This is a genomic window from Vogesella facilis, from assembly GCF_042648525.1.
In the GTDB taxonomy this organism is placed as follows: Bacteria; Pseudomonadota; Gammaproteobacteria; order Burkholderiales; family Chromobacteriaceae; genus Vogesella; species Vogesella facilis.
In genome coordinates this window covers 285,610-309,373 of the sequence record NZ_JBHRXN010000031.1, presented here as the reverse complement: position 1 = coordinate 309,373, position 23,764 = coordinate 285,610, and the positions used below count along the sequence as shown (strand labels likewise).

Genomic DNA, 23,764 nt, shown 5'->3' with positions numbered 1-23,764 from the left:
TTTTTTTTTTGCGGCCAACGTTGGCCGCAACACCATAAAACAAAACGCCCGCAGCATTCGCTGCGGGCGTTGTCAGTGGCGACCGGCTTACGCCGGCGGCAACTTAGTTCTTCAGACCGAAGGAGGATTCACCCTGGGCAGCGGCCGGGGCCGGTGCAGTCGGGTTGTCCAGCAGCGCCTTGATGGACAGGCGCACGCGACCGCGATCGTCCATCTCGATGGCTTTCACTTTCACGATCTGGCCTTCCTGCAGGTAGTCGCTCACGTTCTTGATGCGCTCGTGGGCGATCTGCGAGATGTGCACCAGGCCGTCTTTACCCGGCATGATGGACACGATGGCGCCGACGTTGTTGTCCAGGATCTTCACTACCGGGCCTTCGTACACCTTGCCCACTTCCACTTCGGCAGTGATTTCCTCGATGCGCTTCTTGGCCGCTTCGGCGTTTTCGGTCGACACGGAGGCGATGGTGATGGTGCCATCTTCCTCGATGTTGATCTCGCAACCGGTGTCCTTGGTGATGCCACGGATGGTTTCGCCACCCTTGCCGATCACTTCGCGGATTTTCTCCGGGTTGATCTTCATCACGTACAGGCGCGGCGCGTGGCTGGACAGCTCCTGCGGGCCTTCGATGGCTTCCTTCATGTGACCCAGGATGTGCAGACGGCCTTCCTTGGCCTGCTCCAGCGCGATCTGCATGATGTCCTTGGTGATGCCCTGGATCTTGATGTCCATCTGCAGCGCGGTTACGCCAGCAGCGGTACCGGCCACCTTGAAGTCCATGTCGCCCAGGTGGTCTTCGTCACCCAGGATGTCGGTCAGCACGGCGAAGCGGTTGGCTTCTAGGATCAGACCCATGGCGATACCGGCCACGTGCGCTTTCAGCGGCACGCCGGCGGACAGCAGCGACAGGCAGCCGCCGCACACCGATGCCATCGACGAGGAGCCGTTGGATTCGGTGATCTCGGATACCACGCGCATGGTGTAGCCGAACTCGGCTTCCGACGGCAGCACTTGTGCCAGTGCACGCTTGGCCAGACGGCCGTGGCCGATTTCACGGCGCTTCGGCGGGCCCATGCGGCCGGCTTCACCGGTGGAGTACGGCGGGAAGTTGTAATGCAGCATGAAGCGGTCGGTGTATTCACCGGCCAGCGCGTCGATGATCTGCTCGTCACGCTTGGTGCCCAGGGTAGCGGCAACGATAGCCTGGGTTTCACCGCGGGTGAACAGTGCGGAGCCGTGTACGCGCGGCAGTACGCCGGTGCGGATGGCGATCGGGCGCACGGTGCGGGTATCGCGGCCGTCGATGCGCGGCTCGCCGTTCAGGATCTGGCCGCGGACGATCTCGGCTTCCAGCGACTTGAAGATGCCCTTGATCTCGTTGGCGAGCAGGGTGTCGGTGTCTTCGGTGATCAGCGCGGCCTTTACCAGTGCCCAGGCGGCGCCCAGCGCCTCGGAGCGGGCACCCTTCTGGCGGATGCGGAAGGCGTTGGCGATGGCTTCGCCGGAGATGTCGCGGATCTTGGCGATCAGCTCTTCGTTCTTGGCCGGGGCAGCCCAGTCCCACATTACCGGGTTCACTTCGTCGGCGAACTCGTTGATGGCGGTGATGGCCGCTTGCATCTGCTCGTGGCCGAAGACCACGGCGCCCAGCATCACGGCTTCGGACAGTTCCTTGGCTTCGGATTCCACCATCAGCACGGCGCGCTCGGTACCGGCAACCACCAGATCCATTTCCGAGGTTTCCAGCTCGGTCTTGGTCGGGTTCAGCAGGTATTCACCGTTGGCGTAACCCACGCGCACGGCGCCGATCGGGCCGTTGAACGGCAGGCCGGAGATGGCCAGTGCGGCGGAGGCGCCGATCATCGCCGGAATGTCGGAATCCACTTCCGGGTTCAGCGACATCACGGTGGCCACGATCTGCACGTCGTGGTAGAAGCCTTCTGGGAACAGCGGGCGGATTGGACGGTCGATCAGGCGGCTGGTCAGGATTTCCTTCTCGGACTGTTTGCCTTCGCGCTTGAAGAAGCCACCCGGGATCTTGCCGGCAGCGTAGGTACGCTCCAGGTAGTCCACGGTCAGCGGGAAGAAGTCCTGGCCCGGTTTTACGTTCTTGGAGCCAACTACGCTCACCAGTACCACGGTGTCTTCTACGGATACCAGCACGGCACCGGAGGCCTGGCGGGCAACTTCGCCGGTTTCCAGGGTGACGGTATGACGGCCGTACTGGAACGACTTGGTAACTTTGTTAAACATGGAGGTCCTTTGTATCAGGATCGAAGGATTACAACGGGAACCCCTACGCAGCGGTCACTGTGAGCAATGCCAGCTCGTAGAGGCTCCCCCCGTTGTGACAATAAAGAACGTGCAGAAGCAGAAACGGAAAAGTCGCAGACTAGCTGCGACTTTTCCGTATTCTAACCGATTACTTGCGCAGACCCAGACGAGTAATCAGGGCGCGGTAGCTGTCTGCATCGGTGCGCTTGAGGTAGTCAAGCAGACGACGACGACGGCTCACCAGCTTCAGCAGACCACGACGGCTGTGGTGATCCTTGGTGTTGGCTTTGAAGTGCGGGGTGAGGTCGTTGATGCGAGCGGTCAGCAGCGCAACCTGAACTTCGGAAGAGCCGGTATCGCCTTCCTTACGCTGGAAATCTTGAACGATCAGGGCTTTTTGTTCGGCGGTCATTGCCATGTGGAAATACTCCAATATCGGTTGAGGGTCACCATTCCAGGAACGGCACCCGACAAGTGCAGCGAGCCTGCGCCGTTACCGACGCCAACCCATCCACACTTCGCTAGTTTGCAGCTTGCGCTGCCATTACCCGGACCGGCTGCAGCAGACCTTGCGGCGTTGCATCGGCCAAGCCGAGGAATTCTTGCGTATCTGCGTGGTATACGCGAAAGCGCAGCATTGTCGCATACTTTTCCTGCGCATGCACCGCCTGGCCGTGACAAAAACGTACTGCCTCGCTTGCGGCCAACGCTGCGGCGGGAAAATGCGACACCAGCACATCCACCGGCAGCAGCAGGCTACCGCGCTCGGCCGCCGGCAGCGTCTCGATCGCCTCCAGCGTGTGCGCATCCTGCAACCGGAAACCGCCGGTGGTGGTGCGTCGCAACGCGGTGAGGTGCGCGCCACAGCCCAGCATCTCGCCGATGTCCTGCGCCAGGGTACGGATATAGGTGCCCTTGCTGCACAGCACGTCGATTACCGCGCTATCGCCGGCAAACTCGAGCAGCTCGATGCGATGAATGGTGACATTGCGTGCCTGACGCTCGATCTCGATACCCTCGCGCGCGTACTCGTACAGCGCCTTGCCCTGGTGCTTGAGCGCCGAGTACATCGGCGGCACCTGGCTGATGGCGCCGCTATGCGCGGCAATGGCAGCCTCCAGCGCGGCGCGGCCGAATGCCACCGGACGCTGCACCACCACCTCGCCTTCCACATCGCCGGTGGTGGTCACCGCACCGAACTTGATGGTGGCACGGTAGCCCTTGTCGGCATCCAGCAGGTAGGAGGAAAACTTGGTGGCCTCGCCGAAGCACACCGGCAGCAGACCGGTGGCCAGCGGGTCGAGCACGCCGGTGTGGCCGGCCTTGGCGGCACTGTACTGCCAGCGCGCTTTCTGCAGCGCGCCGTTGCTGCTGATGCCGTAGGGCTTGTCCAGCAGCAGCACGCCGTTGATGTTCAACTTGATGCGACGCGGCGCGCTCATGCCTTATCTGCACCCTCGTCCGGCTCGTCATCCCCAGCCGCTGCATCCGCATCAGGGTTGGCCGCACTGCCGGCCACCACGTCGTCGATCAGACGGCTCATGTACACGCCACGGGCAATGGAGTCGTCGTAGACGAAATGCAGCTGCGGCGTAGTGAAGATCTGCAGCACCTTGCCGATACCGTTGCGCAGGTAGCCGGCTGCACTTTCCAGCGCCTCCTGGGTGATCTCGCGCTTACTGTCGTCCATTACGGTGTAGAACACCTTGGCATGCGAATAGTCACGCGTGACCTCCACCGCCGTGATGGTGACCCAACCCACTCGCGGATCTTTCAGACCCTTGCGGATCAATTCGGCCAGCTCACGCTGAATCTGCTCGGAGATGCGGTCGGCGCGAGAAAAGCCTTTTTTGGCCTTTGCCATGTCTGGTTTCCTGTATCAAATAACAAAGGCGAGCGCGCCCGGACGCACCGGACACGCTCGCCTGCATGGTCACCGCTTACAGCGTGCGAGCCACTTCTACGATTTCGAACACTTCCAGCTGGTCGCCTTCGTGGATGTCGTTGAAGTTCTTCAGCATCAGGCCACATTCGTAACCCTGCTTCACTTCCTTCACGTCGTCTTTGAAGCGTTTCAGCGAGTCCAGTTCGCCGGTATGCACCACCACGTTGTTGCGGATCAGACGCACGGAAGCGCTGCGCTTCACCAGACCGTCGGTCACCATACAACCGGCGATATTGCCCACCTTGGACACGGTGATCACCTGGCGGATCTCCACGGTACCCAGCACCTGCTCCTTCTTCTCCGGAGCCAGCATGCCGGACATCGCTGCCTTCACGTCATCCACTACGTCGTAGATGATGTTGTAGTAGCGAATCTCCACCGCCTCGCCCTCGGCCAGCTTGCGGGCGGCCGCATCGGCGCGCACGTTGAAGCCCACCACGATCGCCTTGGACGCAATCGCCAGGTTGATGTCGGATTCGGTGATACCACCCACACCGGAGTGCAGGATGTTGACGCGCACTTCGTCGGTGGACAGCTTTTGCAGGCTGCCGGCCAGCGCTTCGTAGGAACCCTGCACGTCGGCCTTGATGATGATGGAGAGGCTCTGCACCTCGCCCTCGGACATCTGGGCAAACATGTTTTCCAGCTTGGCGGCTTGCTGCTTGGCCAGACGCACGTCGCGGAACTTGCCGGCACGGAACAGGGCGATTTCACGCGCCTTTTTCTCGTCGGCCAGTACCATGGCATCCTCACCGGCAGACGGCACATCGGACAGACCGAGGATTTCCACCGGAATTGCCGGGCCAGCTTCGTCGATGGCCTTGCCGTTTTCGTCGATCATGGCACGTACGCGACCGAAGGCGGTACCAGCCAGCACGATGTCGCCCTTCTTCAGGGTACCGCTCTGTACCAGCAGGGTTGCCACCGGGCCACGGCCCTTGTCCAGACGGGCTTCCACGATGATGCCCTTGGCCGGCGCCTTCACCGGGGCGGTCAGTTCCAGCACCTCGGCTTGCAGCAGGATCGCTTCCAGCAGGCCGTCGATGTTCAGGCCCATTTTGGCCGACACTTCGATGAACTGGGTATCGCCACCCCAGTCTTCCGGCACCACTTCATGGGCAACCAGTTCCTGGCGGATACGCTCCGGGTTGGCGCCCTGCTTGTCGATCTTGTTCACTGCCACCACAATCGGCACGCCTGCGGCTTTGGCATGGTGCACCGCTTCGATGGTCTGCGGCATCACGCCGTCGTCGGCAGCCACTACCAGCACCACGATGTCGGTCGCCTTGGCACCGCGAGCACGCATGGCGGTAAACGCCTCGTGACCCGGAGTGTCCAGGAAGGTGATCATGCCGCGCGGGGTTTCCACGTGGTAGGCACCGATGTGCTGGGTAATGCCGCCGGCTTCGCCAGCAGCAACCTTGGCACGACGGATGTAGTCCAGCAGCGAGGTCTTACCATGGTCAACGTGACCCATCACGGTCACCACCGGCGGGCGCGGCAGCGCTTCGGCTGCGGCCACTTCACCACCCACATCCAGATAGGCTTCCGGATCGTCCGCCTGCGCGGCCTTGCCGACGTGACCCATTTCTTCCACCACGATCAGCGCGGTTTCCTGGTCCAGCACCTGGTTGATGGTCACCATCATGCCCATCTTCATCAGGGTCTTGATCACCTCGGCGGCCTTCACGGCCATACGGTGAGCCAGATCGCCAACGGTAATGGTTTCCGGCACCAGCACTTCATGCACGATAGGCTCGGTCGGGGCCTGGAAAGCGTGGGCATTGTTGCCGCCCTTGTGCTTGCCACCCTTGCGCGATTTCCAGTCGTTGCTGGCATCGCCGCCGCGGGTTTTCAGGCCTTTACCTTTGCCACGGCCATCACTCCAGCCGTCCTTGCCACCCGGCTTCTTGTTACCGCCGCGCTTGTCGCCCGGACGATCCGCGCCCGGAGCGGGCGCGGCTGCCGGAGCAGGCGCACCCGGACGCGCCGGTGCACCGGCTGCCGGTCGCGAACCGGTAGAACCCGGACGAGCGGAACGGTTGGCATCGCGTGCACCCTGCTCACGCGGCTGTGCTGCGCCTTCAGCCGGCTGCATGCGCGGCTGGGTCGGCTTGGCCGAACGCGGCAGATCTTCCGCCTTGGCCGCCGCCGGTGCTGCAGCCGGTTTCGGCGCAGCAGCTTCCTGACGCGCCGCCAGACGGCGTGCTTCACGTTCCTGCTTTTCGCGCAGCAGTGCCTGCTGGCGAGCACGGAACTCGGCCTGACGAGCCTCTTCCGCAGCACGGGAGGCCATTTCGGCATCCGACAGGATGGAGGCCGGACGGCTCAGCGTCGGCTGTTTTACCGGCGCAACCGGCTCAACGGCCTTCGCTTCGACCTTGGCTTCCACAGCCTTGGCTTCTACCGGCTTCTCCACCTTGGCGGCAACCGGCTTGCTCTCCGCCGGCTTCGGTGCTTCCACCTTGGCGGGCTCGGCAACCACCACCGGCTCCGGCTTGCTTTCCGGCACCGGGGCAGCAGCCACTGCCACCGGGGCCACCGGCTCTACAGCGGCAACGGCAGCGGCCGGCTTCTGTACTTCGTCTTCCGGACGCACGAACACACGCTTCTTGCGGGTTTCCACCTTCACGGTGCTACCGGCAGCAGTATGGATTTCGCTGGTCTGCTTGCGAGTCAGGGTGATTTTGCCTTCGTCACGCGCACCATGAGAGGACTTCAAGTAGTCCAGCAGCTGTTTTTTGTCCTGCTCGGTGAGTGCGTCTTCCAGGCTGCGCTTGCTCACGCCGGCGTTGCTCAGTTGCTCCAGCAACCGTTCCGGGGACAAGCCCAGCTCGCTCGCAAACTGTTTTACATTCGTCAAAACCATGCGTATTCCTAATTCCTTCTAGCAATCGTCCATATGCGGCTGGTTAGTTAAACCAGTGTTCGCGCGCTTTCATGATCAAGGCGCGGGCCGCATCGGCTTCCATGCCGGTCATGTCGACCAAATCATCTACGGCGAGATCCGCCAGGTCGTCACGGGTGGTCACGCCGTTTTCGGCCAGTTTGCGCACAAGCTCGCTATCCAGACCTTCCATGCTCTTCAGGTCTTCGGATACATCCTCGACCTTTTCTTCCGAGGCAATGGCCAGGGTCAGGATGGCGTCACGCGCACGACTACGCAGCTCATTCACCAGAGCTTCGTCAAAACCTTCGATCTCCAGCATTTCGGAAATCGGCACATACGCCACTTCTTCCAGTGTGGCGAAGCCCTCTTGCACCAGCACGGCGGCGATATCCTCGTCCACACCCAGGTGCTGCATGAAGTGGTCACGCAGCTTGGCGTCTTCTTCCAGGTGTTTCTCTTCCGCCTCGGAGACGGTCAGGATGTTCAGGTTCCAGCCGGTCAGCTCGGCAGCGAGCTTCACGTTCTGGCCGCCACGGCCAATGGCCAGTGCCAGCTGCTCTTCCTCCACCACCACATCCATGGTGTGAGTGTCTTCATCCACCATGATGCGATTCACTTCGGCCGGGGACAGTGCGTTGATCACGAACTGTGCCGGATCCGGTGCCCACAGCACGATGTCGATACGCTCGCCGGCCAGTTCCTGGGTCACGGTCTGTACGCGGGAGCCGCGCACACCGATGCAGGTACCTTGCGGGTCCAGGCGCGGGTCATTGGACTTGACGGCCATCTTGGCGCGCATACCCGGGTCACGGGCTGCTTCCTTGATGTCCAGCATGCCGTCTTCGATCTCCGGCACTTCCTGCTCGAACAGCTTCACCAGGAAGTCGCGCGAGGTGCGCGAAAGGATCAGCTGCGGGCCACGGCCCAGACGATCGATGCGCAGCAGGCAGGCCTTGACGCGGTCACCCACGCGCAGGTTTTCCTTCGGGATCATCTGATCACGCGGCAGCACCGCTTCCAGCTTGCCGCACTCAACAATGGCATTGCCACGTTCGATGCGCTTGATGGTGCCGCTGATCAGGCTTTCACGGCGCTGCAGGAACTCGTTGAGCACCTGTTCGCGCTCAGCATCGCGGATCTTCTGCAGGATTACCTGCTTGGCAGCCTGCGCACCGATGCGGCCAAACTCCACCGCTTCCATCGGTTCTTCGATCACGCCACCCAGTTCGGCCCGCGGATCACGATCGCGGGCCTCTTCCAGGCTCAGTTCGCGGTCTTCGAACTCCAGCGCCTCGGCATCCACCACGGTCCAGCGACGGAAGCTCTGGTACTGGCCATTGTGACGGTCGATCTCTACGCGAACGTCGATTTCCTCATCGTTGAATTTTTTCTTGGTAGCCGAAGCCAGCGCCAGTTCCAGCGCAGAGAACACCACCTCACGGCCGACATTCTTTTCGCTCGCCAGCGCATCAACCAACAACAAAATCTCGCGACTCATTCAATCCTCCGAATTTCGTATTCTTTTTTATGCGGCCAACGTCCTGACGATCAGAACTCCGGCTCCAGCCGGGCCTTGTCGATATTCGACAGGGGAATGGCAACAGTGCGGCCGTCCACTTCCAGCGATACCACGCCTTCGGCGATACCGACGATCCGGCCCATGAAACGCTTCTGGTTGTCGATGGGCAGACGGGTACGGATCTTGGCCAGGCTGCCGCTGAAGCGAACGTAATCCGCTTCCTTTTTCAGCGGCCGGTCAAGACCGGGCGAGGACACTTCAAGGCGGTCGTAATCGACGTTCTCGACCATGAACAGGCGCGTCAGGTGATTGCTCACCGCCACGCAATCTTCCACGGTAATGCCGCCCGGCTTGTCCATGAACACGCGAAAACCGCCCCCAGGCGTCAATTCAAAATCCACAAGCTCATAGCCCATACCGGGCAGCGTGTTCTCGAGCAGCAAACGTACATCCATGGGCATCTATTCCAGAAATAAAAAATGGGCGAAACCCGCCCATCCCTAAAATGCCGCGATTATAAACCATTCTGCGGCAAAAGAAAACCGAGCCCCGGCCCCGCGCACGGGGCCAGCTTTGCACCGGCAGCGACATCGGGTAGAGTTGTCGCGCGCCAAGCAAACGGGCGTTTCATAAGAATTACCTATAGTAAGCCTGACTACCCTCCACACGCAGTTCGCCATAACAGAGAGGGTGGCGACAAATCCAACACGACGGAGAAGCCAAACGCCATGGAAAAGATCTGGCTCAAAAATTACCAGCCTGGCATTGCCCACGAGATCGACATCAACGAGTTCCAGTCGGTCACCGAAGTATTCGAACGCAGTGCGGCCAAGTTCCGTGACCGCCCGGCGCTGGCCTGCATGGACAAGGTGCTCAGCTACGGCGAGCTGGACAGCTTGTCCGCCCAGTTTGCCTCCTACCTGCAGCACACGCTCAAGCTGGCCAAAGGCGCCCGTGTCGCCATCATGATGCCCAACCTGCTGCAGTACCCGGTAGCCGTGTTCGGCATCCTGCGCGCCGGTGGCACCGTGGTGAACGTCAACCCGCTGTACACCCCGCGCGAGCTGGAGCACCAGCTGAAGGATGCCGGCGTCGACACCATCCTGATCCTGGAAAACTTCGCCAGCGTGCTGGAGCAGGTACTGCCGCGCACGCCGGTGAAGAACGTGATCATCGCCAGCATCGGCGACATGCTGGGCTTCCCCAAGGGACTGATCGTCAACTTCGTGGTGCGCAAGATCAAGAAAATGGTGCCGCCGTGGCACATCCCCGGCCACATCCGCTTCAACGACACCCTGAAGCTGGGCGCCGCCAGGCCGTACACCCCGGTTGCACTCGGCCATGACGATATCGCCTTCCTGCAGTACACCGGCGGCACCACCGGCGTGTCCAAGGGCGCGATGCTGACGCACAAGAACATCGTCGCCAACATGCTGCAGGCCGGCGAGTGGATCAAGCACGCCGTGCGCGAAGGCCAGGAAGTGATCGTCACCGCGCTGCCGCTGTACCATATCTTCTGCCTGACGGCCAACCTGATGGTGTTCACCGAGGTCGGCGCTCTCAGCGTGCTGATCACCAACCCGCGCGACATCCCAGGCTTCATCAAGGAACTGAAAAAGTACAAGGTTACCGCCATTACCGGCGTCAACACCCTGTTCAACGCCCTGCTCAACAACCCCGACTTCAAGAGCGTGGATTTCTCCAGCTGGCGCCTGGCGCTGGGTGGCGGCATGGCAGTGCAGAAGGCGGTGGCGGAAAAATGGAAGCAGATCACCGGCACCCCGCTGATCGAAGCCTACGGCCTGACCGAAACCAGCCCGGCCGCCTGCATCAACCCGCTGGACATGAAGGAATACAACGGCACCATCGGCCTGCCGATTCCGTCCACCGACATCGAAATCCGCGACAGCACCGGCCAGGCGCTGGGCATCGGCGAATCCGGCGAACTGTGCATCCGTGGCCCGCAGGTGATGAAAGGCTACTGGCAGCGCCCGGACGAAACCGCCAAGGTGATCGACAGCCAGGGCTTCCTCGCCACCGGCGACATGGCGATGCTGACACCCGAAGGCTACGTCAAGCTGGTGGACCGCAAGAAGGACATGATCCTGGTGTCCGGCTTCAACGTGTACCCGAACGAGATCGAAGACGTGGTGGCGCTACACCCGGGCGTGCTGGAAGTGGCCTGCATCGGCATTCCGGACGACAAGTCCGGCGAAGTGGTGAAAGTGTTCGTGGTGCGCAAGGACCCGTCGCTCAGCGAAAAGGACATCATCCACCACTGCCGCGAGAACCTCACCGGCTACAAGGTGCCAAAGTTCGTCGAGTTCCGCAGCGAGTTGCCCAAGACCAACGTCGGCAAGATCCTGCGCCGTGCGCTGCGCGACGCCGAAGTGAAAGCCTGACCGCCGCAAGCCTCAGCTAAAGCCCGCTTCGGCGGGCTTTTTTGCGCCCGCCCACCGCCGCATGCAAGCCGGCAGCGACCGCCGGGCAGGCAAAAAAAAAGCGGACCGAAGTCCGCGGAGAAGCCTTGAATGCCAGGAGTGTTTCAAGGAAAAGGTTGGCCGCAAGCGGCCGGCACGGCGGGCGGGGCAGCACCCTGTTGTCGCCGAGTACAAGCCACCCTGCCGCCATGCGAATAAAGACTTACTTCCAGGCAGCCGGCAGCTTGTAGCCGGCGTATTTCTGGGTCGCCCAGCCGCGGAAGTCCTTGGAGTTGTAGGCGGCGATCACGTCCTTGGCCCACGGTTTGGCCACGTCGCCAGCACGCATCGCGCCCCAGTTCACGTAGGCGTAGCTCTTCTCCTGGAACACGGCTTCGGTCAGCTTGATGCCGGAGCTGGTGGCGTAGTTGCCGTTGATCACCGCGAAGTCCACATCGTTGCGCGAACGCGGCAGTTGCGCGGCTTCCAGCGGCACGATCTTGATCTGCTTCACGTTCACGTCGATGTCACGCTCGGAAGCGGTCAGCGGGTTGATGCCCTTCTTCAGCTTGATCCAGCCCAGGTCGGCAAACATCACCAGCGCACGGGCAAAGTTGGACGGGTCGTTCGGGGCGGAAACAGTGCTGCCCGGCTTCACGTCTTTCAGTGCTTTCAGCTTGCCCGGATAGATGCCCAGCGGCGCAGTCGGCACCTGGAATACTTCCTTCAGGGACAGCTTGTGTTCCTTGGCAAAGTTGTCCAGGTACGGCTTGTGCTGGAACACGTTCACGTCCAGCGAGCCTTCCTGCAGCGCCAGGTTCGGGCGCACGTAGTCGGTGAATTCCACCAGCTTCACGCTGTAGCCCTGCTTTTCCAGGATCGGCTTGATCGACTGCTTCACCATGTCACCAAAGTCGCCCACGGTGGTACCGATGACGATTTCCTTCTTGGCCGGATCGGCAGCCTGCACGTTGGCCGCAATAGTCAGACCCAGGGCGGCAACCGCCAGCGATTTCAGTACAAAACGACGCATTATTAGCTCCTTGTGAGAGTGATCTCTTTGTAATGGGGCGCATCTACCCGCCCCGGTCGGGGTTAACGTTTATCCAGCCGCGCCGCCAGGCGGTTGCCGGCAAACTGGATGATCTGCACGATCACCACCAGCAGCAGCACCATTGCCACCATCACCTCGGTCTGGAAGCGGTAGTAGCCGTAGCGGATGGCCAGGTCGCCAATGCCGCCGCCGCCCACCACGCCGGCCACTGCCGAGTAGCTGAGGAAGCTGATGGTAAGAATGGTGAGGCTGGAAATCAGGCCGGCACGGGCCTCATTGATCAGCACCTTGCCGATGATCTGCGCCGGGCTGGCGCCCATGGCTTCGGCCGCCTCCACCACCCCGCGCGGAATCTCGCGCAGGGTCTGCTCCACCAGGCGGGCGAAGTACGGAATGGCGGCAAACGACAGCGGCACCGCAGCGGCCACCGGGCCGATGGTGGAACCCACCAGCACGCGGGTCAGCGGCACCAGCGACACCATCAGGATGATGAAGGGGAAGGAGCGCACCAGGTTCACCAGCCAGCCCAGCACACCGTTCACCGTGCGGTTGGCAAACAGCTGCCCCGGCTGCGACAGGTACAGCAACACGCCCAGCGGGCCACCCAGCAGGATGGCGGCAGACAGGCCGATGGCCAGCATCAGTCCGGTTTCCAGGCTGGCCTGCCAGATCTCCGGCGACATCTCCAGCACATTGCTCAGCGCCTGGGCGAAAGTCAGTTCTTCCATTTACGCCACCTCCAGCAGGGATTTGGCCAACGCGGAAGTCGCCGCCACGGTCTTGTTGTCCACCAGCAGGGTTTCCACCACTTCGCCGGCATCCAGCAGCGCGGCGCGATGGCAGATGGAGCGCACCACGTGCATCTCGTGGGTAACGATCACCACGGTGACGCCGAAGCGGCTGTTGATGTCCTGCAGGCAGTCGAGAATGGATTGCGTGGTCTTGGGGTCCAGCGCCGAGGTCGGCTCGTCGGCCAGGATCACGTGCGGACGCGGCGCCAGCGCGCGGGCGATGCCGACGCGCTGCTTCTGGCCGCCGGACAGCTGCGCCGGGTAATGGCCGGCACGGTCGGCCAGGCCGACGATGTCCAGGCATTCCGCCACGCGCTGCTCGATCTCGGCGCGGCTCCAGCCGGCGATCTCCAGCGGAAAGGCCACGTTGTCGGCCACGGTGCGGTTGGCCATCAGGTTGAACTGCTGGAACACCATGCCGATGTTCTGGCGGGCACGGCGCAGCTCGCGGGCGGACAGCGCGGTCAGAATCTGGCCGTCCACCACGACATCGCCGCTATCCGGGCGTTCCAGCAGGTTGATCAGGCGCAGCAGGGTGGATTTGCCGGCGCCGGAAAAACCGATCAGGCCGAAAATCTCGCCTTCCTTGATGTGGAGGGTGGTGTCGCGCACCGCGTCGAACCAGCCGCCGTCGGGGCGGCGGAAGCGCTTGTGCACATTCTTGAGGTGAATCATCCGGGACTCCAAAACAATAAAGCCCGCCGTTGGTGTGCTGGCGGGCTTTAAGCATGGAATCTTCGAATTCGAAAATCTGGCAGATCATCTGACATGACAATCTCCACGCTTTAGCAGTTTTACGCCCGCAAGCTGTATCAAATCGGCGTTAAATCAAGTAATTGATCACAATTGAACAGTATCTGTTCGTTTGTGTCAATCGCTGTAATGCACAAATAGTAGCCATATAACAGCCACGGGTAAAGTATCTGGCTTATAGAATTTTCTGCTATTTACATACTGTATACAGAATAAGCCTGCCAGCACGGCTTTGCGGCCAACGTTGCGCTGCCCGCGGCCACCCGCGCCGCCCGCGGCTCCTGTCACCCAGGCCCAGCCGGGCGATCCCAGCAAAAACGTTGGCCGCAAACCCGTTACGGTCTGCGGCCCGATTACCCGGCCCCTGCGCGCGGCCTGGCCGGCGCCACGGGGCAAGTGCTGCGCTCAGCGCGCGCCGAAATCCACGGTCAGCGCGCCCAGTGTGCCGAACTGCAGTGTTGCCGGTTCGCCCGGCTGCAGCGCCACCACCCCGGCATAGGAGCCGGTGATCACCGCCTGCCCCGGCAGCAGCCCCTCACCCTGCGCGCGCAGGTATTCCACCAGCCACAGCAGCGGCGCCAGCGGGTCGCCGGCCGGGTGCACGCCGTCCAGCACTTCGTCGCGCCCACCCTGCTGCACGCGGATGGCGAGCGTGCTCGCCGCTAGCGCCCGCGCCTTGTCCACCAGCGGCCCCAGCCACAGGCCCTGGTTGACCAGGCCGTCGGCCAGCGACTGCAGGAACGGCGGCTTGGGTTCGGCGTCGAAGCGGCTGTCGATCAGCTCCAGCGCCAGCCGCACGCCGCTGACCGCCGCCAGCACCTCGTCACGGCTATAGGGTTGGCCGCGCGCCGGCAGCCCGCTGGCAAACACGAAGGCCAGCTCCGGCTCGGTGCGCACCACGCCGTCGCGCACCCACACCGGGCACGGCGCGGCATCGCTTACCGTGCTGGCGAAGATCGGCGCCAGCACCACCCGGCCCTCGCCCGGCAGCCCGCACTTCCAGCCGCCGACGCCATTGCCCAGCAGCTCGCGCACGCCCTGCTGGATCGCCAGCGCCTCGTCCAGCGTCTGCGGGGCGGCATCGCCCTGCAGCAAGGGGCCGCATTCGCCGCTGAGGCGGCGGGCAGCGAGGGTGATGGCGGCGGAGCGGATGGCATCGGCGTGCATGGCGTGGATTCCGGTAACGAAGGGGAAAGCGGCTGTTCTACCGGCCATGATCCGGTTTGGCAAGGTTGGCCGCGGCATGCGGCCAACCTTGGGAAGGGATGCCGGCCCGCGCACGGTGCCGGCTACGGCGCATCATGCCGGCGGCGCTACCGTCTCGATGCGGTTGCGGCCGTGCTGCTTGGCGGCATACAGCTGCCGGTCCACCGCCTGGACAAAGTCGACGGCGCTGCTGCCGGCGGCGGGCTGCACCGTGCCCACGCCGATGCTCAGCGTCACCAGCTGAGCGTGCGGCGAGTGCGTGTGCGTGATGGCCAGCTTCTCCACCAGGCGCTGGCAGCGCGCGGCGACTTTCTGCGCGCCGGCGGCATCGGTCTCCGGCAGCACGATGACAAACTCCTCGCCGCCGTAGCGCGCCACCAGATCGCGCGGCCCGGTCAGCGCCAGCTGCAGCGTCTGCGCGATGTCGGTCAGGCATTTGTCGCCCTGGAGATGGCCGTACAGATCGTTGTATTGCTTGAAGAAATCGACATCGAACAGGATCAGCGACAGGGGCTGGCCGCCGTTGCGCGCGCCGTCCCACTCCCGCTCCAGGCAGGCGTCGAAGCGGCGGCGGTTGGCAATGCCGGTCAGGCCGTCCTTGAACGACAGCGCCTCCAGTTCCTTCTGCAGCGCCAGCAGCTTTTCCTCGGTCTTCTTGCGTTCGCTGATATCGAACATGAAGCCGATCAGCGACTCCACCTCGCCGGCGTCGTTGCGCACCACGTGCACCACATCGCGCATCCACACATAGCCGTTGTCCTTGGTCAGCGCGCGGTAGTCCGCCTCATGGTCGACGCCGGCCTGCGATTGCGCAATGCAGAAGTTGACCACGTAGTCGCGGTCGTCCGGGTGGATGCGCATCGCCCAGTCGTTGGCGCTGACCCAGCTGTCCTGGCGCCAGCCCAGCAATGGCTCGATCTGCGGGCCGATATAGGCAAACTGCATGCTGGCCCAGTCGATTTTCCAGGGGATGGCCCTGGTGGATTCCAGCAGGGTCTTGTAAACCGCGTTGTCGCTGCTTAATTCGCTCACGTCGGACATGCAGACGTCTCCCCGAGTAGAAGTTGCCGAGATGCGGCGTCAGCCGCGCGCAGGACAGTAGCCCAGCCGGCCAGCGCTGTCCATGGCCCGGCGCAACAGGCGCGCCCACCGCTTGGCGTGCACGGGGGTAGCGGCATAGCCGGCAGGCCGCGACGGCGAGCAGACCGTTGGGCGTCATTACGTCCGCCTGGGCAACGGCACGGCAGCCTTTGCGTCACCTGCCACGCGGCCATGGTGCACCAGCACCCAGCCAGATGCGGTGGCCGCAACAACGTTGGCCGCCATGTGTCAGCGGTGCGCAGGGGAACGCGCTGGCACTAGCCTTGCGGCCAACCTTGGACGGCCGCCACGCCCGGCAGCGGCTCAGTTGCGCGCATAGGACAGCGAGAATCTTTCCACCGCCTGATGGCCACTCAGCGCCAGCGAAATATCCGGCAAAACACTGCCGCGCTGCTTGCTGTGCGCCACGGCGACAAAGTGCCACTCCATCGTATCGCCATGGCACTTGATGGCCAGCGAGCCCCAGGCAATGCCGTAGCCCAGCTCGCGCATGGTAGTTTGCAGCGCCTCCCGTCGCGGCATGGCGCCGCTCTTGAAGGTAATGCTCACCGCCACCGCCTGGTGCGTGGGCAGCCACTGCTCCAGCCGCGACATCCACATCATGCAGATCACCGACAAACCAGTAAGTAGTATCGCCGAGGCATAGAAGCCCACTCCCACCAGCACGCCGATGGCGGACGAGGCCCAGATCGAGGCGGCGGTGGTCAGCCCGCTGATGTTGAGCCCGTCCTTCATGATCATGCCGGCGCCCAGAAAGCCGATGCCAGTGACGATGCCCTGGATCACCCGCGTCGGATCCGCCATGGCGACATTGGGCGCATGGCCGCCAAACCATAGCTCGGGAAAGCCGGCAATCGAGGTCAGCGCCGCTGCTGCCATGCACACCAGCCCATAAGTGCGCATCCCCGCGGCCCGGCCGTGATAAGTGCGCTCGTAACCGACGACCATACCCAGCGCCAGCGCGCCCAGCAGGTTCAGGAATACGATCAGATTGGTGGTGATCTGCTGTAGCGACCAGTAATCAGCAAGGTTCTGCCAGGAAACCATGTTCATATCGAACGTTAACCCTAAAAAAGTATGCGAGCCATGCCGCTAGCGGCGAACAAGATGGCGACCACTTGGTTGCACCGCGCTATTTGCAAAAAATTTAATCAAGACTTGTCATCGTTATGATAGAGCAGGAAGGCCGTACCAAACCGGCTGCACCTCAAACAACCCTGTGCCGCGACGGTGATGGCACACAACTACGACGAGCACGCCGGCGGCTGCCGCATCTTGCTGGCCAGCTGCGGCGGCACGGTATCGACCAGGAAATCGATGAAGGTGCGCACCGCCGGAATCAGGTGGCGGCGGCCGGTAAAGGCCAGGTGCAGAATGCCGTCCGGCGTGCTGTAGCCCGGCAGCACCCGCTGCAGGCGGCCGTCGGCCAGCGCGTCGTGGCACACCATCAGCGGCAGCAGCGCCACGCCGCTGCCGGCGATGGCCGCCTCGCGCAGCACCAGCAGGTCGTCGGACATCAGCCGCGGTTCGCTGATGTCCACCCGGTACAGCTGCCCCACTTCGTCCAGCAGCGGCCATTCGGCGCGGCCGTCCGGGCGGCTCATCACCAGTGCCGGCCAGCCGGCCAGCACCGCCGGCTGCTGCGGTACGCCCAGGGCGGCGATCAGTGCCGGGCTGGCCACCAGCGCGCTTTCGCTCGGCGACAACGGCCGCGCCACCACACTGGCGCTGTCGTCCAGCTTCTGCCGCACGCGCAGCGCCACGTCGATGCCGTCGTTGATCAGGTCGACGCGGCGGCCGGTCACCTCCAGCACGATGCGCACCTTCGGATAGCGCGCCATGAATTCCGGCAGCAGGTCGGACAGCAGCGACTTGGCCAGCAGCTCCGGACAGCTGACGCGCACCAGGCCGCGCGGCTCGGCGGTGTGGCGGGCGATGGTTTCCGCCGCCGCCTCGGCCTCGGCCAGCATCGCCTGGCAGTGCTGGTAGTACTGCGTGCCCAGCTCGGTCAGCGCCAGCCGCCGCGTGGTGCGCAGCAGCAGGCGCACGCCGAGGCGCGCCTCCAGCTCCGCCACCCGCCGCGACAAGCGCGACTTGGGGATGCCCAGCTGGCGGCTGGCGGCGTTGAAGCCGCCGTGCTCCACCACCTTGGCGAAGAACAGCAGGTCATTCAGGTCTTGCATGGCGATTATCCCACCAGTAGAACAATGAATCCGATTTTAGCCGTCTAGTGGCAAATTGGTAGCGGTTCTACAGTACACCCATCGCCGCAGTGCGCGGCACACTCACCCCAACGGAGCCGCACCATGAAAATCCTGCACATTGATTCCAGCATCCTCGCCGCCAACTCGGTATCCCGTGGCCTGACCCAGGCGCTGGTAGACACGCTGCAAGCCCGTCACGGCAAGACCGAAGTGATCCGCTACGATCTGGCACAGCAGGAGATTCCGCACCTGTCCGGCGAAATCCTCGGCGCCGCCTTTACCGACCAGGCCGACTGGAGCGAACTGCAGCGCCAGGAAGCCGCCCGCGGCGAACAGCTGATCGGCGAATTCCTGGGTGCCGAAATCCTGGTGATCGGCGCGCCGATGTACAACTTCTCCATCCCGTCGCAGCTGAAGGCCTGGATCGACCGCGTGGCCGTGGCCGGCCGCACCTTCAAGTACACCGAGAACGGCCCGGTAGGCCTGGCCGGCGGCAAGAAGGTGTACGTGGTGTCGTCCCGCGGCGGCGTGTACAGCAATGAACAGGGCCAGCTGATGGACTTCCAGGAAGACTACCTGAAGACCGTGCTGGGCTTCCTCGGCATCAGCGACGTGCAGTTCATCCGCGCCGAAGGCGTGGCGATGGGCGGCGACGCCCGCGAAGCGGCCCTCACCGCCGCCAAGGCCGCCATCGCCGCCGCCTGATGACGGCAACGCGGCGGGGTCCCCCCCCTGCCGCCGCTCTCTCCTCTGTCTGCTTGTGCCCCGCCCGTGCGGGGCATTTTTGTTGCCGGCGCCGCACCTTGCGTTGCGGCCAACCTTTGCCGCCGGCGGCGGTAATGACAACGCCCGCTGCCGGGGCAGCGGGCGTCATGGTGCGGGGCAAGGCGGTGCGCTAGGCCGGCTGATACTGGCGCCAGCCGTTGCGCCCCGCCGCCTTGGCCTGATACAGCGCCGCATCCGCCTGCTGCAGCAGGCTGTCCTCGCTATCCTGCCCGCCCTGCAGCACGGCGATGCCGGCGGAGAACGACAGACCGCGCAGCTCGCCGCCGGCGCAGCTCAGGCTGCTGCCACTGTAGGCCGTCTGCAGCGCGCGCAGCAGCGCCGCCACCTCGCCCGGCGTGCGCTGCGGCAGCACCAGGCAGAATTCCTCGCCGCCATAGCGGGCGACGATCTCCTCCGGCTGCAGCAGGCCGGTGAACAAGCCGGCAAACATTTTCAGCACCGCATCGCCGCTGGCGTGGCCATGCTGATCGTTGACGGCCTTGAAATGATCGAGATCGATCAGCACCACGCACAGCGCCTGGCCGCTGCGCTGCGCGCGCTGCAGCAGCTGCGGCAGGCGCTGGTGCAGATAGCGGCGGTTGTGCAGCCCGGTGAGCGGATCGCGGCTGGCCTGCTCGCGCAGCTGCGCCTGCAGCCGTTCCACCTCGCTCATGCGCACCGCCAACTCCAGGTTGAGCTGGTGCAAGGCATTACGCGCCACCTCCGCCTCGCCCTGGCGGCGCAGCGCCAGATCGCGCTCGTAGGCCACGCGCTCCGCCGCCAGCCGCAGCTGCAGCGTGCGCTGCATGAAGAAGCGGTAGCCGAGGAACACCAGCGCCAGCAGCAGCACCGACAGCACCCAGTACACCGACATCGCCGAATCGCGGTACAGCAGCGCGCGCTGCTGCCAGGCGCCGGAACTGTCGCCGCCCATGGTCATCACGCTGCGGTCGGCCAGCAGGAACGACAGCCACAAAAAGGCCAGCACCCCGCCCAGCGAGGTCAGCGCCACCAGCAATGCCCAGCGCTGCTGCAGCGGCGCCTTGCCGGCGGCCTGCGGCCAACGTTGCTGCCGCCAGCGCAGCAGCCACGGCGTCAGCAACAACAGCGGGCCGCAGGTGGTGATGCTTTGCAGGAAGTTGCCGGACCACCAGCCCTGCCACACCGCGAACGCGCCCATCGCCGACAGCTTGTTGCTATAGCTCCAGATGAACGAGCCGGTGGCGCTGGATACCGCGGAAATAAAACAGATGGTGACGAAGAACAGCAGCGACGCCAGCGACGACGGCACATAGCGCACGTGCACATGCTGGTACACCAGCGCCATCACCAGCAGCCCCAGCGGGTTGGCAAAGGCAAACAGCAGCGCCCAGTCGGGCGGCAGCCCGGACAGAAAGCCCACCAGCAGCGTGGACAGGTAGGCCAGGCTCGCCCCCCAGGCGTAGCCGAACCACAGCACCCACAGCGTGGCGATGGTCAGCGGCGGGTAGATGCTGATCACGAACGACAGCCCGCCGTAACTCACGCTATAGCCGTACCAGCCACCATACAGCTGCACCACGCCCAGCCACAGGCAGGCCGCCAGCGACAGCAGCCAGGCCAGCACCAGCGGCCAGCGGCTGCGGGATGGCGTTAACAACACCGAGAGGGGTAGCGGCTGGTAAAAACCGGGCGCCGCGGGCAGCACCCCGCCGACGGGCTGGCGACGACTCAAAGCTGAAGGCATGAGAAAAAGCAGTTTGATAAAAGCATGGCATCAATATACGAGTAGCTATTCCGGCGTGACAAGCTGGCGCGCTGCAAACGCCGGCCATGAGCCAATCAGGGGCAACGCGCACCAGTATGACACCTGCGTGGCCCGCCGTTCAATGCCTGCATCATTTCGGGGCAGAATCGAGATCGATACCAGCCGCTTTCCGCCGCCGCCACTGGCACGGGCCTTGCTGAACTGCTCATGACGATGAACAGCAGGAGACCGCGCCATGCATGCCCTGACCTTGCCCGAAGCGCACCACTATGACGAAATGCTGCTCGCCAGCGGCGGTATCCGCCCGCACTACCGTCACTTCGCCCGCTGGCTGCACTCGCAGTCGCCGCAGACCCTGGCGCGCAAGCGCGCCGAAGCCGACCTGATGTTCCACCGCGTCGGCATCACCTTCGCCGTGTACGGCGACGATTCCGGCGCCGAGCGGCTGATCCCGTTCGACAGCGTGCCGCGCATCATCCCCGCCAGCGACTGGCGCACGCTGGAAGCCGGCATGCGCCAGCGCGTCACCGCGCTGAACGCCTTTCTGCACGACATCTATCACGAGCAGCACATCGTCAAGGCCGGCATCATCCCGGCCGAGCAGGTGTTCTCCAACAGCCAGTACCAGCCGGCGATGCAGGGGCTGGACCTGCCGCACCGCATCTATGCGCACATCACCGGTGTGGATGTGATCCGCCACAACGACGGCAACTTCTACGTGCTGGAAGACAATCTGCGCGTGCCCTCCGGCGTGTCCTACATGCTGGAAAACCGCAAGATGATGATGCGGCTGTTCCCGGAGCTGTTCGCCAGCCACGCGGTGGCGCCGGTGCAGCACTACCCCACCCTGCTGCTGAACACCCTGCGCCACGCCAGCCTGGCGGAAAACCCCACCGTGGTGGTGCTCACCCCCGGCCACCACAACAGTGCTTACTTCGAGCACGCCTTCCTGGCGCAGCAGATGGGGGTGGAGCTGGTGGAAGGCCAGGACCTGTTCGTGAAGCACAACCGCGTCTACATGCGCACCACCGCCGGCCACAAGCAGGTGGACGTGATCTATCGCCGCATCGACGACGCCTTCCTCGACCCGCTGGCCTTCCGCGCCGACAGCATGCTGGGCGTGCCGGGACTGCTGTCGGTGTACCGCAGCGGCGGGGTGATCCTGGCCAATGCCATCGGTACCGGCGTAGCCGACGACAAATCCATCTATCCCTATGTGCCGGACATGATCCGCTTCTACCTGAGCGAGGAGCCGCTGCTGCAGAACGTGCCCACCTGGATGTGCCGCCGCCCAGCCGAGCTGGAGCACGTGCTGGCCAACCTGGCCGAGCTGGTGGTGAAGGAAGTCCACGGCGCCGGCGGCTACGGCATGCTGATCGGCCCGGCCGCCAGCAGCGCCGAGATCGAGGACTTCCGCCAGCGCATCCTCGCCGACCCGGCCAACTACATCGCGCAACCGACGCTGTGCCTGTCGTCCTGCCCCACCTTCGTCGAGGCCGGCATCGCGCCGCGCCACATCGACCTGCGCCCCTTCGTACTGTCCGGCCGCGACATCAGCATGGTGGCCGGCGGGTTGACACGGGTGGCGCTGAAAGAAGGCTCGCTGGTGGTGAATTCGTCGCAGGGCGGCGGCACCAAGGACACCTGGATACTGGAGGACTGAGCATGATGCTGTCGCGCACCGCTTCGCAATTATTCTGGATGAGCCGCTACATGGAACGCGCCGAGAATCTGGCGCGCCTGCTGGATGTCACCCACAGCCTGTCGCTGCTGCCGCAGTCCCGCGGCGGCGCCGACATCGCCGCCGCGCTGGCCACCACCGGCGCGCTGGACGCCTGCCGCGCGCGCCACCCGGCGCTGGCGCCCGGCGACGTGCTGCACTTCATGACCTTCGATGCGGCCAACCCCGCCAGCATCATCAGCTGCCTGAAATACGCCCGTGAAAACGCCCACGCCGTGCGCGGCAAGATCACCGGCGAGATGTGGGAAAGCATCAACGCCAGCTGGCTGGAGGCGCGGCAGATGGCCAGCGAGGGCCGCCCGCTGGCCGGCTTCTTCGACTGGGTGAAGGAGCGCTCGCACCTGTTCCGCGGCACCACCTACGGCACCATCCAGCGCAACGACGCCTTTTCCTTCATTCGTCTCGGCACCTTTCTGGAGCGCGCCGACAACACCGCGCGCTTGATCGACGTGAAATCGCACCTGGTAGGCCACGAGCTGGACGACAGCGCCGCCGACTTCTACCTGTGGGGCGCGCTGCTGCGCTCGCTGGGCGCCTTCGAGGCCTACCACGAGCTGTACCGCGACAGCCTCAGCGCGCGGCGGGTGGCCGAGCTGTTGATCCTGCGCCCGGACGTGCCACGCTCGCTGCGCGCCTGCGTCGACGAAATCGCCGAGCTGCTGCCGCGCATCCAGGGCGACACCGGCCACCGCGCCAAAAGGTTGGCCGCCACGCTGCATGCCGAGCTCAGCTACGACCAGATCGACAGCATTCTCGCCGGCGGGCTGCACGCCTACCTGACGCAATTCCTCAGCCAGATACACGCATTGGGCGCCGCCGTGCACGGCGCCTACCTGGAGGCAGCATGAGCGAACTGATCATCCGCGAGGCCACACCGCACGACGCGGCGGCCATTTGCGACATCTACAACCCGTATATCGAGTACACCACCATCTCGTTCGAGGAAAAACCGGTCAGCGTCAGCGACATGGCCGAGCGCATCGCCAGCGTGCAGGCACAGGGCCTGCCGTGGCTGGTGGCGGAAACCGAGGACGGCGACATGTTCGGCTACGCCTACGCCAGCCGCTGGCGCGCGCGCAGTGCCTACCGCCACGCGGTGGAAGCCAGCATCTACCTGCGCCAGGCCACCGTCGGCCAGGGCCTGGGCAAGCTGCTGTACCGTGAGCTGCTGCAACGGCTGGGCGCACTGGGCCTGCACACCGTGATCGGCGGCGTAGCGCAGCCCAACCCGGCCAGCGACGCGCTGCACCGCGCGCTGGGATTCAAGCAGGTGGCCAACTTCGAACAGGTTGGCCGCAAATTCGGCCGCTGGCTGGACGTGGCCTACTGGCAACTGGCGCTGGCCAGCTGATC

Annotated in this window: 20 protein-coding genes; 5 read left to right on the top strand and 15 right to left on the bottom strand. The window is 64.0% G+C overall.

Annotated features, from left to right (window positions below; genetic code table 11):
- Positions 1-103: 103 nt before the first annotated feature.
- The 7 genes from pnp to rimP all read right to left on the bottom strand — a co-directional run bounded on the left by pnp (position 104) and on the right by rimP (position 9,084).
- Positions 104-2,254 (bottom strand): polyribonucleotide nucleotidyltransferase, encoded by a 2,151-nt coding sequence (pnp, locus tag ACFOLG_RS12665; RefSeq protein WP_386092352.1) that lies wholly within the window; start codon positions 2,252-2,254, stop codon positions 104-106.
- Between the two features lie 169 nt (positions 2,255-2,423).
- Positions 2,424-2,693 carry a 30S ribosomal protein S15 gene (rpsO, locus tag ACFOLG_RS12660; RefSeq protein ID WP_349585702.1) on the bottom strand — a complete coding sequence of 90 codons (270 nt, stop codon included), beginning with the start codon at positions 2,691-2,693 and terminating at the stop codon, positions 2,424-2,426.
- Between the two features lie 103 nt (positions 2,694-2,796).
- Positions 2,797-3,717 (bottom strand): tRNA pseudouridine(55) synthase TruB, encoded by a 921-nt coding sequence (gene truB / locus ACFOLG_RS12655; RefSeq protein ID WP_386092347.1) that lies wholly within the window; start codon positions 3,715-3,717, stop codon positions 2,797-2,799.
- Complete coding sequence (rbfA, locus tag ACFOLG_RS12650; RefSeq protein WP_386092345.1) at positions 3,714-4,139, bottom strand: 30S ribosome-binding factor RbfA; 426 nt, start codon at positions 4,137-4,139, stop codon at positions 3,714-3,716. Before rbfA ends, truB begins: the two co-directional genes overlap by 4 nt.
- Before the next feature lie 76 nt (positions 4,140-4,215).
- Positions 4,216-7,089, bottom strand: coding sequence for a translation initiation factor IF-2 (gene infB, locus ACFOLG_RS12645; protein WP_386092342.1), 2,874 nt, complete (start codon positions 7,087-7,089; stop codon positions 4,216-4,218).
- Positions 7,090-7,132: 43 nt separating this feature from the next.
- Complete coding sequence (gene nusA / locus ACFOLG_RS12640) at positions 7,133-8,608, bottom strand: transcription termination factor NusA (RefSeq protein ID WP_386092340.1); 1,476 nt, start codon at positions 8,606-8,608, stop codon at positions 7,133-7,135.
- Between the two features lie 50 nt (positions 8,609-8,658).
- A complete protein-coding gene (gene rimP / locus ACFOLG_RS12635) occupies positions 8,659-9,084 on the bottom strand; it encodes a ribosome maturation factor RimP (RefSeq protein WP_386092337.1) in 426 nt (141 codons plus the stop codon).
- A gap of 273 nt (positions 9,085-9,357) precedes the next feature.
- Here rimP and ACFOLG_RS12630 point away from each other — a divergent pair, with 273 nt between their 5' ends.
- Complete coding sequence (locus tag ACFOLG_RS12630; protein ID WP_386092334.1) at positions 9,358-11,031, top strand: long-chain-fatty-acid--CoA ligase; 1,674 nt, start codon at positions 9,358-9,360, stop codon at positions 11,029-11,031.
- A gap of 241 nt (positions 11,032-11,272) precedes the next feature.
- On the opposite strand, the gene ACFOLG_RS12625 is transcribed toward ACFOLG_RS12630, so the two are convergent.
- The 7 genes from ACFOLG_RS12625 to ACFOLG_RS12595 form a co-directional block, all read right to left on the bottom strand.
- The gene (locus ACFOLG_RS12625) at positions 11,273-12,082 is read right to left on the bottom strand and encodes a MetQ/NlpA family ABC transporter substrate-binding protein (protein ID WP_386092331.1); all 810 of its coding nucleotides are present in this window, start codon (positions 12,080-12,082) and stop codon (positions 11,273-11,275) included.
- 62 nt (positions 12,083-12,144) lie between these two features.
- Positions 12,145-12,831: a methionine ABC transporter permease gene (locus ACFOLG_RS12620; RefSeq protein ID WP_386092328.1), complete on the bottom strand. Its 687-nt coding sequence runs from the start codon at positions 12,829-12,831 to the stop codon at positions 12,145-12,147.
- Complete coding sequence (locus ACFOLG_RS12615) at positions 12,832-13,569, bottom strand: methionine ABC transporter ATP-binding protein (RefSeq protein ID WP_386092326.1); 738 nt, start codon at positions 13,567-13,569, stop codon at positions 12,832-12,834.
- 483 nt (positions 13,570-14,052) lie between these two features.
- Entirely contained in the window at positions 14,053-14,814 is a 762-nt protein-coding gene (locus ACFOLG_RS12610) for a fumarylacetoacetate hydrolase family protein (RefSeq protein WP_386092324.1), read from the bottom strand.
- 132 nt (positions 14,815-14,946) lie between these two features.
- Positions 14,947-15,894: a sensor domain-containing diguanylate cyclase gene (locus ACFOLG_RS12605; protein WP_386092322.1), complete on the bottom strand. Its 948-nt coding sequence runs from the start codon at positions 15,892-15,894 to the stop codon at positions 14,947-14,949.
- A gap of 363 nt (positions 15,895-16,257) precedes the next feature.
- Entirely contained in the window at positions 16,258-17,001 is a 744-nt protein-coding gene (locus ACFOLG_RS12600) for an MgtC/SapB family protein (RefSeq protein ID WP_386092321.1), read from the bottom strand.
- A 197-nt stretch (positions 17,002-17,198) separates the two neighbouring features.
- A complete protein-coding gene (locus ACFOLG_RS12595) occupies positions 17,199-18,137 on the bottom strand; it encodes a LysR family transcriptional regulator (protein WP_386092319.1) in 939 nt (312 codons plus the stop codon).
- Positions 18,138-18,260: 123 nt separating this feature from the next.
- Between ACFOLG_RS12595 and ACFOLG_RS12590 the strand changes: the two genes are divergently transcribed.
- Positions 18,261-18,863: an FMN-dependent NADH-azoreductase gene (locus tag ACFOLG_RS12590; protein WP_386092317.1), complete on the top strand. Its 603-nt coding sequence runs from the start codon at positions 18,261-18,263 to the stop codon at positions 18,861-18,863.
- A 190-nt stretch (positions 18,864-19,053) separates the two neighbouring features.
- On the opposite strand, the gene ACFOLG_RS12585 is transcribed toward ACFOLG_RS12590, so the two are convergent.
- On the bottom strand, positions 19,054-20,649 hold the full coding sequence (locus ACFOLG_RS12585; RefSeq protein WP_386092315.1) for a sensor domain-containing diguanylate cyclase: 1,596 nt from the start codon (positions 20,647-20,649) through the stop codon (positions 19,054-19,056).
- A gap of 256 nt (positions 20,650-20,905) precedes the next feature.
- On the opposite strand from ACFOLG_RS12585, the gene ACFOLG_RS12580 reads away from it, so the two are divergent.
- Genes ACFOLG_RS12580 through ACFOLG_RS12570 form a run of 3 tightly spaced genes read left to right on the top strand, consistent with a single transcriptional unit; the run spans position 20,906 to position 23,762 of the window.
- Complete coding sequence (locus tag ACFOLG_RS12580) at positions 20,906-22,333, top strand: circularly permuted type 2 ATP-grasp protein (protein WP_386092313.1); 1,428 nt, start codon at positions 20,906-20,908, stop codon at positions 22,331-22,333.
- A 2-nt stretch (positions 22,334-22,335) separates the two neighbouring features.
- The gene (locus ACFOLG_RS12575) at positions 22,336-23,259 is read left to right on the top strand and encodes an alpha-E domain-containing protein (RefSeq protein WP_386092311.1); all 924 of its coding nucleotides are present in this window, start codon (positions 22,336-22,338) and stop codon (positions 23,257-23,259) included.
- Positions 23,256-23,762: an arsinothricin resistance N-acetyltransferase ArsN1 family B gene (locus tag ACFOLG_RS12570; RefSeq protein ID WP_386092309.1), complete on the top strand. Its 507-nt coding sequence runs from the start codon at positions 23,256-23,258 to the stop codon at positions 23,760-23,762. The genes ACFOLG_RS12575 and ACFOLG_RS12570 overlap by 4 nt, the downstream gene beginning before the upstream one ends.
- Positions 23,763-23,764 lie beyond the last annotated feature (2 nt).

Coding starts and splice junctions, on each gene's coding strand:
- infB (WP_386092342.1), bottom strand. CDS start 7,089: ATGGTTTTGACGAATGTAAAACAGTTTGCGAGCGAGCTGGGCTTGTCC.
- ACFOLG_RS12590 (WP_386092317.1), top strand. CDS start 18,261: ATGAAAATCCTGCACATTGATTCCAGCATCCTCGCCGCCAACTCGGTA.
- ACFOLG_RS12620 (WP_386092328.1), bottom strand. CDS start 12,831: ATGGAAGAACTGACTTTCGCCCAGGCGCTGAGCAATGTGCTGGAGATG.
- truB (WP_386092347.1), bottom strand. CDS start 3,717: ATGAGCGCGCCGCGTCGCATCAAGTTGAACATCAACGGCGTGCTGCTG.
- ACFOLG_RS12575 (WP_386092311.1), top strand. CDS start 22,336: ATGATGCTGTCGCGCACCGCTTCGCAATTATTCTGGATGAGCCGCTAC.
- ACFOLG_RS12585 (WP_386092315.1), bottom strand. CDS start 20,649: ATGCCTTCAGCTTTGAGTCGTCGCCAGCCCGTCGGCGGGGTGCTGCCC.
- ACFOLG_RS12605 (WP_386092322.1), bottom strand. CDS start 15,894: ATGTCCGACGTGAGCGAATTAAGCAGCGACAACGCGGTTTACAAGACC.
- ACFOLG_RS12615 (WP_386092326.1), bottom strand. CDS start 13,569: ATGATTCACCTCAAGAATGTGCACAAGCGCTTCCGCCGCCCCGACGGC.
- rpsO (WP_349585702.1), bottom strand. CDS start 2,693: ATGGCAATGACCGCCGAACAAAAAGCCCTGATCGTTCAAGATTTCCAG.
- rimP (WP_386092337.1), bottom strand. CDS start 9,084: ATGGATGTACGTTTGCTGCTCGAGAACACGCTGCCCGGTATGGGCTAT.
- nusA (WP_386092340.1), bottom strand. CDS start 8,608: ATGAGTCGCGAGATTTTGTTGTTGGTTGATGCGCTGGCGAGCGAAAAG.
- ACFOLG_RS12625 (WP_386092331.1), bottom strand. CDS start 12,082: ATGCGTCGTTTTGTACTGAAATCGCTGGCGGTTGCCGCCCTGGGTCTG.
- ACFOLG_RS12610 (WP_386092324.1), bottom strand. CDS start 14,814: ATGCACGCCGATGCCATCCGCTCCGCCGCCATCACCCTCGCTGCCCGC.
- ACFOLG_RS12630 (WP_386092334.1), top strand. CDS start 9,358: ATGGAAAAGATCTGGCTCAAAAATTACCAGCCTGGCATTGCCCACGAG.
- rbfA (WP_386092345.1), bottom strand. CDS start 4,139: ATGGCAAAGGCCAAAAAAGGCTTTTCTCGCGCCGACCGCATCTCCGAG.
- pnp (WP_386092352.1), bottom strand. CDS start 2,254: ATGTTTAACAAAGTTACCAAGTCGTTCCAGTACGGCCGTCATACCGTC.
- ACFOLG_RS12600 (WP_386092321.1), bottom strand. CDS start 17,001: ATGGTTTCCTGGCAGAACCTTGCTGATTACTGGTCGCTACAGCAGATC.
- ACFOLG_RS12580 (WP_386092313.1), top strand. CDS start 20,906: ATGCATGCCCTGACCTTGCCCGAAGCGCACCACTATGACGAAATGCTG.
- ACFOLG_RS12595 (WP_386092319.1), bottom strand. CDS start 18,137: ATGCAAGACCTGAATGACCTGCTGTTCTTCGCCAAGGTGGTGGAGCAC.
- ACFOLG_RS12570 (WP_386092309.1), top strand. CDS start 23,256: ATGAGCGAACTGATCATCCGCGAGGCCACACCGCACGACGCGGCGGCC.